The organism is Aquimonas sp., assembly GCF_044377145.1.
Taxonomy (GTDB): Bacteria; Pseudomonadota; Gammaproteobacteria; order Xanthomonadales; family Xanthomonadaceae; genus Aquimonas.
Window position 1 is genome coordinate 1 of sequence record NZ_JBILJQ010000104.1, and the last position, 12,736, is coordinate 12,736.

At 66.3% G+C, this 12,736-nt stretch carries 11 protein-coding genes; 5 read left to right on the top strand and 6 right to left on the bottom strand.

Features of this window, described 5'->3' with window-relative positions:
• On the bottom strand, nucleotides 1-287 hold a 287-nt coding region (locus ACIQ7H_RS20355; protein ID WP_395794997.1), incomplete at its 3' end, for a hypothetical protein.
• Between the two features lie 204 nt (nucleotides 288-491).
• On the opposite strand from ACIQ7H_RS20355, the gene ACIQ7H_RS20360 reads away from it, so the two are divergent.
• Entirely contained in the window at nucleotides 492-860 is a 369-nt protein-coding gene (locus ACIQ7H_RS20360) for a response regulator (RefSeq protein WP_395794999.1), read from the top strand.
• A gap of 297 nt (nucleotides 861-1,157) precedes the next feature.
• Here ACIQ7H_RS20360 and ACIQ7H_RS20365 read toward each other — a convergent pair whose 3' ends face one another.
• The 3 genes from ACIQ7H_RS20365 to ACIQ7H_RS20375 all read right to left on the bottom strand — a co-directional run bounded on the left by ACIQ7H_RS20365 (nucleotide 1,158) and on the right by ACIQ7H_RS20375 (nucleotide 5,704).
• Nucleotides 1,158-2,501: an MFS transporter gene (locus ACIQ7H_RS20365; RefSeq protein WP_395795001.1), complete on the bottom strand. Its 1,344-nt coding sequence runs from the start codon at nucleotides 2,499-2,501 to the stop codon at nucleotides 1,158-1,160.
• A 131-nt stretch (nucleotides 2,502-2,632) separates the two neighbouring features.
• Entirely contained in the window at nucleotides 2,633-4,006 is a 1,374-nt protein-coding gene (locus ACIQ7H_RS20370; RefSeq protein WP_395795003.1) for a hypothetical protein, read from the bottom strand.
• A gap of 141 nt (nucleotides 4,007-4,147) precedes the next feature.
• Nucleotides 4,148-5,704: a wax ester/triacylglycerol synthase family O-acyltransferase gene (locus tag ACIQ7H_RS20375; RefSeq protein WP_395795005.1), complete on the bottom strand. Its 1,557-nt coding sequence runs from the start codon at nucleotides 5,702-5,704 to the stop codon at nucleotides 4,148-4,150.
• 128 nt (nucleotides 5,705-5,832) lie between these two features.
• On the opposite strand from ACIQ7H_RS20375, the gene ACIQ7H_RS20380 reads away from it, so the two are divergent.
• Nucleotides 5,833-7,437, top strand: a complete 1,605-nt coding sequence (locus ACIQ7H_RS20380; protein ID WP_395795007.1) for an alkaline phosphatase D family protein — start codon at nucleotides 5,833-5,835, stop codon at nucleotides 7,435-7,437.
• A gap of 145 nt (nucleotides 7,438-7,582) precedes the next feature.
• Here the strand turns inward: ACIQ7H_RS20380 and ACIQ7H_RS20385 are convergent, their stop codons facing one another.
• Nucleotides 7,583-8,302: an FFLEELY motif protein gene (locus tag ACIQ7H_RS20385; protein ID WP_395795009.1), complete on the bottom strand. Its 720-nt coding sequence runs from the start codon at nucleotides 8,300-8,302 to the stop codon at nucleotides 7,583-7,585.
• A gap of 101 nt (nucleotides 8,303-8,403) precedes the next feature.
• Between ACIQ7H_RS20385 and ACIQ7H_RS20390 the strand changes: the two genes are divergently transcribed.
• From ACIQ7H_RS20390 to trxA, 3 genes are all read left to right on the top strand, one after another.
• Nucleotides 8,404-9,669: a patatin-like phospholipase family protein gene (locus ACIQ7H_RS20390; RefSeq protein ID WP_395795011.1), complete on the top strand. Its 1,266-nt coding sequence runs from the start codon at nucleotides 8,404-8,406 to the stop codon at nucleotides 9,667-9,669.
• Between the two features lie 82 nt (nucleotides 9,670-9,751).
• Nucleotides 9,752-10,423, top strand: a complete 672-nt coding sequence (locus ACIQ7H_RS20395) for a phasin family protein (RefSeq protein ID WP_395795013.1) — start codon at nucleotides 9,752-9,754, stop codon at nucleotides 10,421-10,423.
• Nucleotides 10,424-10,745: 322 nt separating this feature from the next.
• Nucleotides 10,746-11,603 carry a thioredoxin gene (gene trxA, locus ACIQ7H_RS20400; protein WP_395795015.1) on the top strand — a complete coding sequence of 286 codons (858 nt, stop codon included), beginning with the start codon at nucleotides 10,746-10,748 and terminating at the stop codon, nucleotides 11,601-11,603.
• Nucleotides 11,604-11,677: 74 nt separating this feature from the next.
• Here the strand turns inward: trxA and zipA are convergent, their stop codons facing one another.
• On the bottom strand, nucleotides 11,678-12,511 hold the full coding sequence (gene zipA, locus ACIQ7H_RS20405) for a cell division protein ZipA (RefSeq protein ID WP_395795017.1): 834 nt from the start codon (nucleotides 12,509-12,511) through the stop codon (nucleotides 11,678-11,680).
• Nucleotides 12,512-12,736 lie beyond the last annotated feature (225 nt).

Consider the following 12,736-nt stretch of genomic DNA (forward strand, 5'->3'; position numbering starts at 1 on the left):
CGCCTGCCGACCACGCGCAACCGGGACATCGACAGCTTGCTGCCGATCGAGGGCTGGGCGCCGATCTGCAACTGAGGCTCAGCACGGCGAGTGGGGAAGCGGTAGGTGGCTTGGGCGGACGCATACGGATCACCACTCTCGAACGCGCATTGCTCGAAACGGCCAAGCCCTGTGCTGCGAGGCAGCTCGCCGATACTCCAGCGCCCCAGGCGCTCGGTGCGACCGTGGCCTTTCGGAGCTGCGCGACACGCCTCGATCCGGCGATGAGCAAGAGAAGCGGGCGCCATCACCCACGCGCGCCGTTCGCGGCGCGCACCACCGGAGGCTCGCTTGAGTCCTTCGCAGCCAAGCGCAGCGCCCCCTTCGCACACGTCAGCTTTGGCTATGGCCTTTTCGCGCGGAGTGGCGGAGCGTAGGCGCAGATTCTTGGCGATGAGGTGCCGGAGTTTTGGCACGCATCCCTGGGCCGCTCGATGACCGGAGGACGAATGATGGGCGAGTTGAAGCGCGTGCTGTACGTGGAGGACGAACCCGATAGTCATGAGATCGCCCAATTGGCCTTGGAGCTGATCGGTGGGCTCATCGTCAAGACCTGTAGTTCGGGCCCGGAAGCCTTGGCAAGCGTGGTGGAATTCGCGCCTGATCTGATCCTGCTCGACGTGATGATGCCGGGCATGGATGGCCCCACCACGCTGCAAGCCTTGCGCCTGATCCCAGCCGTCGCCCAGGTTCCCGCCGCGTTCATTGCCGCCAGAGTGGATCCCTCCGAGATCGCTCAGCTGACGAGCCTTGGAGCCGTTGCAGTACTGGCGAAGCCGTTCGATCCGATGCGGCTCGCTGCCCAACTGCGCAGCGTGTGACAGACCCACAGGGACCAGGCGTAGCCCACCTGTCAGAGCGGGAATCGATGCGCTGCGAGCGCCGCGCGATGCAGTGCTTTCAGGCACGCACTGGCGATGTCGAGAGCCGAACCGCGCGCGGCCAAGCCGCCTGTCGCTAGCAGCCTGTCGGGCTTTGGGGGCGAGGCGAAAATCCGACTGCGCGAGGACAGTTTTTCGACCATTCGCGGGCCGAGTGGGCTCTCTTGGTCAAGAATCGGCGGATAGTGGACCGCGCAGGCGGATTTGCAGCCCGGCCAACCAAAGCCCGACAGGCTGCTAGGTTGGAGCGACCGCAACCCCACGCGCCGCACGCCCACGCTCGACATCGATCCCCGCCAGAATCACCAGCCCGACCACGAAGAACACCGCGGTGGCGAGCATGGCCAGACGGTGGTCGTCACCTGACATCCAGCTGACCGCGCCGTAGCTCAGCGGGCCGAGGATCGAGGCGAGTTTTACCGCGAGGCCCCACAGGCCGAAGATCTCGGCCTCGCGGTCCGGCGGGCAGAGCACACCGACCATCGCGCGGCCGATGCTCTGCGAGGCGCCCATGCACAGCCCGGCGATGTTCGCGGCCAGCCACACGATGCTGCGCGAGTCGGAGTACCAGAACAGCCCGATCGCGAGCAGCCAGCCGCACAGCGAGAGACCCAACAGTGCGCGGTGCCCGAAGCGGTCCTGCAGCCAGCCGAACAGGAAAGCACCGAGCGCGGCGGTGATGTTCACCACCAGAATCAGCTGGATGCTCTCGGCGGTGGTGAAGCCCAGCGCCTGCTGGGTGAAGATCGCCGCGATCGCGATCACCGTCGCCACGCCGGCCTGATAGAAGACGATGCACAGCAGCAGCCGCCGCAGATCCAGCAGACCGGCACTGCCGTCCAGCGAGGCGCGCACGCGCGCAAACGCTGTCGAGAACAGGCGCTGGCCCGGCGGCAGCGGCTGCGGTCTGGAACGCTCGCGCAGCAGCAGCAGGGTTGGCAGGGCGGCCACAGCGAAGGCGACCGCGGTGATCAGCAGCGTCTGCTGCACGGCGTCTGCGGTCGCGACGCCGCGCGCCTCGGCGCCGGTGATCCACCACAGGCAGATCGCCAGCACCAGCAGCCCGCCCAGGTAGCCGACGGCCCAGCCAAAGCCCGACAGCCGGCCCATCGCTTCCTCACGCGCGAGCTCCGGCAGAAACGCGGCGATCACGTTCTCGCCGGTGCCGAAGGCGGTGTTGGTCAGCACAATCAAGGCAAGCGCCAACACCACCGTGCCCGGCCCAGTCCAGGCGAGCGCCGCGGTGCCGACCACGCAGATCACGGTGGTCGCCCACAGCACCCGACGCTTGCCGGCGGAGATATCGGCCCAGGCGCCGAGCAGCGGCGCCGTCAGCAGGATCAGCAAGTACGAGACGGACAGCGCGGCGGTCCAGGCGAAGGTCGCCCATTCGGCATCGCCGGCCACGGTCGCCACAAAGTAGGCGCTGAACACCGCGGTGATGACCACCGTGGTGTACCCGGAGTTGGCGAAGTCGAACATCATCCACGCCCACAGCTCGCGCTTCTGCACCGCAGGTGTGGGCGGCGCGTGGCTGCGGCGCACGCGCAGGCGATCGGATCGGGGGCTCGACGGTGTCATGCGTGGATCCATGCGCGAGGGAGGCTCGCTTTATGCCCTATTCCAGCGCGATCCGCTGGCCCTTTCGCTTGTCGGCGAAGCGAACCCGCTCGTTTGGGTGGGCTGGGTGGTCTCCGACCGCAGCCTCGGCTTCAGCCTTCGAACCCGTTCGCGAACAGTCCGCCATCTACGGGTCGCTCGAACGCGCCGATATCGATCACGCCATTGGCAGGCCGCGGCGCTGCGGTGCCCGGCGTCTGCAGCAGGCCGGATGACGGGTGCAGGGTCGGTGGGTACAGGGCGTTGCTGATCTCGTAGCCGCTGGCGGTGGTGGCCGGCCCGCCCGCATTCAGCAGCGGCGAACCCAGCGCCGGACGAAAATCGTTGCCAGCGGCATTGGTGAAGCCGGGGTCGGTGCCGGTGGCGGTGTCGGTCCACGTCGGCGGCAGGAAGGTGGAGCCGGCATCGACCCAGTTGCGGCTGCCGCGGATGCGCGACACCCCACCGATCCATTCGGCTTCGACCTCGCGGATCACCCGCCAGTTGGCGCTGCCCTCGCGCAGGAATACGTTGTTGTGCATCTCCACCGACTCGATGCCGCTGAACAGCCGGAACAGGGTCGGAGTGTCGTTGTTCGGATTGCGCCGGATGACCGTGTTGTTGACGAAGCGGTAGCGTCCATTGCTGGCGCCGGTGCCGTCGCCACCAAAACGCAAGACCGAGCCAAACGCGGAGTCATGGATGATCACGTTGCCGACCACGTCCGAATCCTCGCGCGCTGCGTTTGCCGGCACGCCACCGGCGGGATCCGGGCCGATCAGCTCCAGGCTGTGGTAGTAGGCACCCTGCAGCCAGTTGTAGTGGATCTCGTTGCGCTCGGCGCGGCTCTTGATCAGATTCCCGCCCTCGCCTGTATCGCCGAACAGGCTGTCGCGGACAATGCTGTGCTGCAGCCGGAACACACTGCCGGGATACAGCAGTTCATCGGTCGCCATGTAGATCGCATGCTCGCGGCCGCCGCGGCCGGAGTTGCGAATCTCGGAGTATTCGACGGTCAGCGAGCCGGAGTCGTTGTCGGCGCCGAGAATGCCGTGACGGGGACAGTCACGCACCAGCACATCCCGGATCACCACGTCATGCGAGTGGTGATAGATGCAGCGGAAGGTGTCGTCGGCCACCGAGCCGACCACTTCAAAGCCCTCGAACACCACATGATTGGCGAGGCGGAATTCGATGGTATTGATCCCGCCCAGCAGGATCGGCCGCTGAGCATTGACGCGCAGCCCGCGCAACACCACCGGATTGCCGGGCGCACCACCATCGGCCTGACGCAGGATCACATTGCCGGGATAGGTGACGCCGCCATCCACTTCAACCACATCGCCGGGGCCGAGATCGACGGCGTCGAACAGCGGCTGCAGCTGGACGTACTGGCGGCCGGGGCCGACCTGGTAGGTGGCGGCCTGCAGGGCCGGGGCCGCAGCCAGCAGTGCGCCGGCCAGAATCAACAGACTACGAGTGGCCATGGCCGTGTCCTCATCTGATCAGCTGCGGAGCGCAGGTCACCAATTGTGACGTATCCCAAGCCGGCCGGCTACATGGGATCTGCGGCACAGCACAGACGACGCTGTGCGCAGGGACGGAGCCGCATCAGTCGCAGCGCGGAATCATTCGATGCTGGGCGGCTTGCGCCGAGCTGCCGCACGCGCGGATTTGATCGGCCTTGCCACGGCCGCGATCGGCATCAGGCAGCGCCGCAGCGTGTCCTCGGCATCTTCCGGGCGGATCGGCGCATCCCAGTCTTCAAGCAGGGTTGCCAGCAGCAGCTTTTCGAACTCGGGCGCAAAGCGGTCGATCACCTCCTGTGGCCGGTCGATGCACTTGGCATCGCTGATCAGGCCGAAATGCACGCGGCCGTTGTAGCTGAGGATGCTGATACCAACGCCGATGCTGCCGGTTTGCGGCACCCAGAACATCAGATCGCTGACCAACGCACCGGCCATGAACAGCGGCATCTGCGGGCCCGGCACATTGGTCGCCACCGCGGTGCCCTTCTTGCTGAACAGTTCCAGCGCCATCTTCTGCACCGCCGGTGGCGCCATGCCAAGTGCGGCCAGCACCCCGAAGGTCATCACCGCCTGACGCGAGGATTTGATCTCGCGCATGTTGGCGGCGACATGCTGCAGCCGGCGCAGCGGGTTGCTCTCGTGAATCGGCAGATCGAGAAACACCAGGCCGAAGTGGTTGCCCAGTTTCTTGGCGTGCTCCAGCGGACGCAGGTTGACCGGCACCGTGGCGCGGATGCCGCAGCCATCGGGATCGAAACCGGACTCCAGCAGATAGGCCCGCAGCGCACCGGCAACGGCCGCCAGCAGAACATCATTGACCGTGCAGTCGAGCGCGCGCGCGATGGTTTTGACTTCTTCCAGCGGCAAGGGCTCGGCCCAGGCGCAGCGCTTGCTGACCCCCAAGCCCGCCTTGAGCGGCGTTTCCGGATCATCCGGCAGCATCAATACGTGGCCGAGTTCGCGGGCGATCTCGCCGCCCTCTTTGGCCAGCACACCGGCCAGGGAAGGATCGCGATACATCTCCAGGCTCTTCTCCATCACCTTGCCGCCCATCTTCATGGCGCGGTCGATCTGCTGGAAGGCGGGGTCGAAGAAGCGCTTGGTCACCTTGGCGCCGTCATCCTTCAGCCACGCCTGGGTCAGATCGGCGCCGGGCGCGGGCTCGCGGCTGACATCGGTCAGGGACAGCAGCACCTGCACCAGGGCGATGCCGTCGGCGTAGCAGTGATGAATGCGCGAGATCAACGCACTGCCGCCGTTGAAGGTCTCGACCAGATGGAACTGCCACAGCGGCTTGGAGTGATCCAGCGCGGTCGAGGCCAATTGGCTGACCAGCGTCTCCAGCGCCGCCTTGTCGGCCGTGCCGGGCAGCGCAGTCAGCAGCACATGCCAGTCCAGATCGAAGTCGGTGTCGGTTTCCCAATGCGCGCCGGTGGCGGTATCGACCGCCTTCTGCCGAAAGCGTGGAAAGGCCAGAAAACGCTCCGCGATCAGCTGCTTCAGCGCGCCGATCTCAAGCCGCTCGGAGAACATCAGCACGCCGGTGATCATCATCAGATTGGTTGGCCGCTCCATGCGCAACCAAGCGGTGTCGACCCTGGACATGGCCTCACGCTTGGGTGCGCCGTGCGCTGTCTTTGCAGCAGTCTTCGGCATGGTTTTCTCCCTTCCCTGACGCCCGATGGTGCAGGGGTCGGGTAGGTGCGTCAATGCGCGATGCGCTACCGGCTGCAACCTGCATGAGGCACCCTTGTTGGCCCGTCGATGCCCGAGCGCAAACCGCCATGACCGAATCCGCCCGCTCCGCCAAACTCGATGCCCTGCTGCGTTCCGGCCAGCTGTCCCGTCGCGACCTGTTGCGCGCCGCCGGCAGTCTCGGCCTGCTCGGTTTCGCCGCCTCCAGCGGACTGCACGCGCAATCGGGCTACCGTTTCGTCGCCGATCCATTTGCACTCGGAGTGGCTTCGGGCTATCCGACGCCGGACGGATTCACCCTGTGGACTCGCCTCGCGCCCGCACCGCTGCAGGCCGATGGCGGCATGCCTCGCGATGAGAATGTGGTGGTGAACTGGCAGGTCGCCGAAGACGCAAACTTCGGCAAGCTCGTGGCCGAGGGGCGCGTGCGTGCGGTGGGCGAACTTGCCCACAGCGTGCATGTTGACGTGGTCGGGCTGCGCCCCGACCGCGCCTACTTCTATCGCTTCATTGCCGGCGATGCGGTCAGCCGCAGCGGGCGCAGCCGCACCGCGCCCGCGCCCGACGCCAGCCCGCGCGCGCTGAAGTTCGCGTTCTCGTCCTGCCAGCATTTCGAGCAGGGCTACTTCAATGGCTATGCGCAGCTGCTGCAGGACTCGCCCGACCTGATGATCTTTCTGGGCGACTACATCTACGAAAGCAGCTGGGGCGATGAACTGGTGCGTCGCCATCTCGGCGGCGAGACTTACACGCTTGACGAATACCGCGTGCGCCACGCCCAGTACAAGACCGATGCCGACCTGCAGAACGCCCACGCCGCCCTGCCCTGGCTGCTGACCTGGGATGACCACGAGGTCGACAACGATCCCTCGGCCGACACCAGCGAACACCTCGATCCGCGCTTCCTGCTGCGTCGCGCCGCCGCCTATCAGGCCTACTACGAGCACATGCCGCTGCCGCAGCGGATGCGCCCGCGCGTCGATGGCAGCATGCCGATCCACACCCGGGTTGACTTCGGCGGGCTGGCGAGCTTCTTCGTGCTTGATGATCGCCAGTACCGCAGCGCGATGGCCTGCGCGGACCCCTACAAAGGCGGTGGTTCGACCACGCTCGACCCGGCCAGCTGCAGTGAACTGAGCGCGCCCGGTCGCACCCTGCTGGGTGCCGAGCAGGAAGCCTGGCTGTACCAGGGCCTGTCGCAGTCGAAAGCGCGCTGGAACGTGATCGCCCAGCAGACCCAGCTGTCGCCGATGGACAGCAAGGGCGGCGCGGGCCGCAGCCAATGGACCGACGGCTGGGACGGCTATCCGGCCAGCCAGCGCGCCTTGATCGAAGCCCTCGGCCGACCGGGGCTGTCCAATCCATTGGTGATCGGCGGCGACATCCACGCCAATGTGGTTGCAAATGTGCAGGCTGACCCCTGGGGCGATGCACGCACGGTGGCCGCGGAAATCTGCGGCACCTCGATGTCCTCGCAGGGTTGGCCGCAGTCCAGCTACGACGCGATGCTGCCCGACAATCCGCATGTGCTGATGGGCCGCAGCGACCGGCGCGGCTATGCCCTGGTCAAGCTGGGTGGCAATGCCGAGGTCTCATTGCGCTCGCCGCAGACCGTCAAGACCGCACGCAGCCCGGTGTCGACCTTGGCGCAGTTCGTGGTCGAGGACGGGGTGCGAGGCATCCGCCGCGCTTGAGGGCTTCATCGCAGGGGGTCAGGCCTTCGCGTCGCCGCGTCTGCGGCTGTCGATGAGTGCGTCTGGATGGCCATCGGCAAACCCGGTGGTGTTGTCCACGCCACCGGAGCAGAACCAACTCAGCCGAACCCGACCCCGAGCCCGATCAATCCAGCACGAACGGGTTCGACTCGCCGGCGAACAAGCGTCGGCTCACCGACCGCTCCTGTCGCTCGATGGTGGTCAGGAAGTATTCGGCACCGCCCAGCCGCGCAAACGCAGCAAAGCCACGCTCCAGGAACTGCTGCAGATCGGACAAGCCTGCTGCACGCGCCGGCAGCCGCGACAGCCGCAGCACCCGCCCCAGCATCGGATGGCGAACGGCGTCGTCGAGTGCGTAGCCGACCTCCTGTACCAGGTCGATCTGACGCCCGCGCAGCCGGCGCAGGCCACAGTCGCGATAGGCCCAGGCATAGCGCGCGGCATCCAGCCGCAGATCGCCGCCAAAGCGATCCTGTAGCCTTGCCACCATGCGCAGGTCCAGCGCGTGGCTGAGCGCACCGAGCTCGATCGCATCCGCCGCGGTGATCAGAAAATCCTCGGGCAGCAGCCGGATCAGACGTGGAATCACCCGCGCGACGCCGGAATCGCGACCACGTACGTCGTGGTCGCAATACAGGTCAGTCAAGAAGAACTCGGCCGCGGGCCGCGTGCTCGGCTCGCGCAGAAACCCGGCAAAGCTCTCCTTCAGCCTCTGCGCCTGCCATCGCTGCAGCACGGGCAGCCACGGCGAGCGGTTGCCGGGTGAGCGCGCAGAGTCGCGCAACTGCTGATTGATGGCGATCAGCCGGCTCAGTCGGGCGGCGATGGGAGGAGCTTGGCGCATACGACTTTGGTCCAGAGTGGGCAGAAAGTGTGCCGGGAGTAAGGACAACCCGGGGGGCTTGGGCGACTACACTGATGGGAACACGCCCCCTACCCTAGCGCATGCTCTCGATCCAACCCGCCAGTGCCCCCATCCGCCGCAAGCCTCGTATCGGACTCGCCGTCGCCGGCGGTGGGCCGATCGGTGGCATGTACGAACTCGGCGCCCTGCGCGCGCTGGACGAGGCCATTGAAGGCCTGGATCTGACGCGCCTGGAAGTCTATGTCGGCGTCAGCTCAGGTGCCTTTCTGTCGGCCTCGCTGGCCAACCGCATGAATACCGCGACGATGTGCCGGATCTTCCTGACCGGCGACAGCGGCGATGTCCGTTTCCGCCCCGAGACCTTCCTGCGCCCCGCCTTCTTCGAATACGCGCGCCGCGTGGTCGGCTTGCCGCGGTTGCTGATGGACTGGTGGCGCAGCGCGCTCATGAATCCGAGCGAGATCGGCGTCGGTGATCTGATCGGCCGTTTCGGCGGACTGATTCCCAACGGCCTGTTCGACAACAGCGGCATCGAGGAATTTTTGCGGGCCGCGTTTACCCACCGCGGCCGCAGCAACGATTTCCGCGAGCTCAAACGGAAACTTCGGGTCATCGCAGTCGACCTCGACAGCGCCGAAACCGTGCGCTTCGGTGGCCCGGGCTGGGACGATGTGCCGATCTCGGTGGCGGTGCAGGCCAGCTCCGCGCTGCCCGGCCTGTATCCGCCGGTCAAGCTGCACGGCCGTCACCTCGTGGATGGCGCACTCCGGCGCACGATGCACGGCTCGGTAGCACTCGATGAAGACATCGATCTGCTGATTGGCCTCAATCCACTGGTGCCTTACGACGGCCACCACGCCCGCAACAGCCAAGGCGAGCGGCTCGATTCGGTGACCGATGGCGGCCTGCCGATGGTGCTGTCGCAGACGTTCCGAACCCTGCTGCAATCGCGTATGCAGGTCGGCCTTGCCAAGTACGCGAAGCAGTACGCTCACAGCGCTCAACTGATCTTCGAGCCGAATGCGGACGACGCCGAGGTGTTCTTCACCAACGCCTTCAGCTACTCGTCGCGTCTGCGCGTCTGTGAGCACGCCTACAACGCCACCCTGCGCGATCTCGCCCGCCACCGCGAGGTATTGAAGCCGCTGCTGGCGCGGCTCGGCCTGGGACTGCGCGATGAGCTGCTGGATCGCCCGCCGCATTCGATGATGGACAGCGTGCGCCGCGCCTATCGACCGCATACCGCGACCACGGCAAAACTCGCGCGCGCGCTGGACGAGGTCGAGGAACTGATTGAAACCCGAGCCCCTGCCGCCGCCAAACGCGGCAAACGGAAGACCCGCTGAGCCGCCGCGCGCATAGTGTGATTATTCTAGGGTGCGCCGGTACGGTGCCGGCCTGATCCATCCATCCAACTCCGAGGACATCATGGCCAAGTTCAAGAAAGCGGTCGCCGACAAGGCACCGGCAAAAAGCAGCACCAGCCGCGCCAAGCCCGCCGCCAAGAAAGGCGCGCCGAAGTCGCCGGTGGCAGCACTGGGTGGCAAGGCCGAGCACCTGTCGCGCTCGATCATGGAATCGGCCCAGGGCATCTGGCTGGCCGGCATGGGCGCCTTCAACCGCGCTCAAGAGGAAGGCTCGCGCCTGTTCGAGTCGCTGGTGAAGGAAGGTTCCAACATCGAACAGAAAACCCGCAAGCTGGCCACCGGCCGCGTAGACGCCGTGCGTGATGCAGTCGAGAACCGCGTCGAGCAGGTCCGCGACCGCGCAACCGACACCTGGGACAAGCTTGAGAAGATCTTCGAGGAGCGCGTGCAGCGTGCCCTGAATCGCCTGGGCGTACCGGGCCATGAAGACCTCGCCACCCTGTCCAAGCGCGTCGATACGCTGACCGCGGAACTGAAGAAGCAGGGCGCCGCCAAGGCGACTGCGGCGGCGAAGCCTGCTGCCAAGGCCAAGCCGGCCGCCAAGGCCGTTGCGCCCAAAACTGTTGCCAAACCCGCTGCAACCCAGCCCGCCGCGAAGCCCGCTGCGAAGAAGGTCGCCAAGCCGAAGATCAAGCCTGCGGCCGCGCCGGCCGAGGCCCCCGCCGCCGAGTAATTGCCCCGAGTTTTTCACCCGTTTCACTTGCGCCTGTCATGGGCGCGCGCGGCTCCGGACTTCGGAGCCGCGCTTGGTACAGCCCGCCGCCCACGTGATGTCGCCGCAGATCCCTCCCCTGCAGCCATCGGGCCGGCGGGTTTTTTTTGCCCGGCGTTTCGATCAATGCGCTGAGCGAAGTCTTGTGATTCCTCGATGCAGCCCTCATTGCGACTGGGCTTGGAGAGATCGACGGCGGTCGCGTCGACACGCCGGACTTCTTCAAGTCTCTGTACCCGACGCGGTTAGCATGCCGCCCGTCATGCGCATTCCAGGAGCCCCAATGAGCGACCACAGCTACGCCTTCGACGTCACCACGACCCAGTTCGAGCAGGACGTCATCCTGCGCTCGAAGCAGACGCCGGTATTGGTGGATTTCTGGGCGACCTGGTGCGGCCCCTGCAAGCAGCTGAAGCCCATCCTCGAAAAGCTGGCGACCGAGTACAACGGCGCTTTCCTGCTGGCCAAGGTCGACGTCGACGCCGAGCAACAGCTGGCGGCGATGGTCGGTATCCGTTCGGTCCCGACCCTGATGCTGCTGAAAGACGGCAAGATCGTCGATGGCTTTCCGGGCGCGCTGCCGGAAGCCCAGCTGCGTGAATTTCTGAGCCGCCATGGCATCGAGCCCGCGGCGAACGAAGATGCCGCATTCGCCGAGGAACCCGCGCTGGCGCCTGAGGAACGTGTGCAAGGCCTGCGCGCCCAGGTCGCCGCGGAGCCCGACAACGCTGCGCTGCAGCTCGACCTCGCGGTTGCACTGCTGTCGACCGGTGAGAGCGCCGAGGCCGAGCAGCTTCTGAACGCCCTGCCGGCGAACCTCGCCACCGACGACCGGGCCAGACGCGCCCGCGCGCGTCTGGGCTTCGCGCACCTGCTGGAAAAGGCACCATCCGCTGATGCACTGCAGACGCGCATCAGCGCGAATGCGGCCGACTCCGAAGCCCGCCACCTGTTGGGCGTGCATCAGATCGTTGCTGGCGACAACGAAGCCGGTCTCGAAACCCTGCTCGACCTGCTGCGCCACGACAAGCCCTACTCCGACGGCCTGCCACGCAAAGCCCTGATCGAGGCCTTCAGCGTGGTCGAGGACGACGATCTGGTGGGCCGCTACCGGCGCAAGATGGCGTCGCTGTTGTTTTGAGAATCGGGATTGGGCAACAGAGGATGGTCAGAGCGGGTTCCGGCTCTTCAACCATTCCCGATTCCCACATCACATCACCACGGCCGCTTGGCCTGGCGCTCGCGCTCGCGGTCATAGGCACGCAGCTCATCGCGCAGGAACTGGATCCGCTGGCGGCCGAGCGCATTGCGCTCGTCGTCCAGAACCACTGCGTCCAACAGTTCAGCAAAGCGCTGTGCGGCCGGCAGCATGGTTTCCCATGCATCCAGCGCATTCAGCGGCCCCGGCAGGGTCATGAAGAAGGTGACGCCCGGAGTCTGCGTCTGATCGGGATGACGCAGATCGAAGTTGCCGGGCTTGACCACATTGGCAACGCTGAAGATCGGCCCAGCCTCCGGACGGCCATCGGCCAGCCGATGGAAGATCTGCATATCGCCGAACTGCAGGCCGGCCTTCTCAGCCGCCACCACGATATCGCTGCCGTGCAGCAAGGTGCCGGCGCGAGCTGCGACGATCAGGCTGACGACCTTGTCGAACTCGGGATTTGGCCGCGCGCCGAGCCCGGTTTGCGCAGGCGCGACAGCGCCGCCTGAGGACGGTGCCGCGGACGGGCGGCGATCAGGCGCCTCGAAGCGGACATCGAGATCAGGCTCGTACTGGATACCCGACACCGCTCCGCGACCACCGCCATCGTCCACCGCGAGCGTACGCTCAAGCCGGGCCAGCTCAGCCTGGATGACCTTGTCCAAGCTCTCGTGATCGTTGTCGGAAAACGCCGGCTGCTGCACGTGGGCATGCGAGTCCGCGCCGGAGCGCTCGCTGGTGCGGCGCCCTTGACCAGGCTTCTGCGGGCGGCCGAACCAGTAGACGGCGCCGATGAAGACAAGCCCGAGAACGAGAAGAATGATGCGAAGCTGGGTGGGATCCATGCGGAACTCATGCGGCGATGGTGCTGCCCGTCGCGGACAGCAGCGGATAGGCTTCGGACAGCCACAGACTGTAACCGAAGCCGCCCTTCGCCGGGACCTGTGTATGCGTCCGCCCAAGCCACCTACCGCTTCCCCACTCGCCGTGCTGAGCCTCAGTTGCAGATCGGCGCCCAGCCCTCGATCGGCAGCAAGCTGTCGATGTCGCGGTTGCGCGTGGTCGGCAGT

Coding starts and splice junctions, on each gene's coding strand:
- ACIQ7H_RS20360 (WP_395794999.1), top strand. CDS start 492: ATGGGCGAGTTGAAGCGCGTGCTGTACGTGGAGGACGAACCCGATAGT.
- ACIQ7H_RS20365 (WP_395795001.1), bottom strand. CDS start 2,501: ATGACACCGTCGAGCCCCCGATCCGATCGCCTGCGCGTGCGCCGCAGC.
- ACIQ7H_RS20370 (WP_395795003.1), bottom strand. CDS start 4,006: ATGGCCACTCGTAGTCTGTTGATTCTGGCCGGCGCACTGCTGGCTGCG.
- ACIQ7H_RS20375 (WP_395795005.1), bottom strand. CDS start 5,704: ATGCCGAAGACTGCTGCAAAGACAGCGCACGGCGCACCCAAGCGTGAG.
- ACIQ7H_RS20380 (WP_395795007.1), top strand. CDS start 5,833: ATGACCGAATCCGCCCGCTCCGCCAAACTCGATGCCCTGCTGCGTTCC.
- ACIQ7H_RS20385 (WP_395795009.1), bottom strand. CDS start 8,302: ATGCGCCAAGCTCCTCCCATCGCCGCCCGACTGAGCCGGCTGATCGCC.
- ACIQ7H_RS20390 (WP_395795011.1), top strand. CDS start 8,404: ATGCTCTCGATCCAACCCGCCAGTGCCCCCATCCGCCGCAAGCCTCGT.
- ACIQ7H_RS20395 (WP_395795013.1), top strand. CDS start 9,752: ATGGCCAAGTTCAAGAAAGCGGTCGCCGACAAGGCACCGGCAAAAAGC.
- trxA (WP_395795015.1), top strand. CDS start 10,746: ATGAGCGACCACAGCTACGCCTTCGACGTCACCACGACCCAGTTCGAG.
- zipA (WP_395795017.1), bottom strand. CDS start 12,511: ATGGATCCCACCCAGCTTCGCATCATTCTTCTCGTTCTCGGGCTTGTC.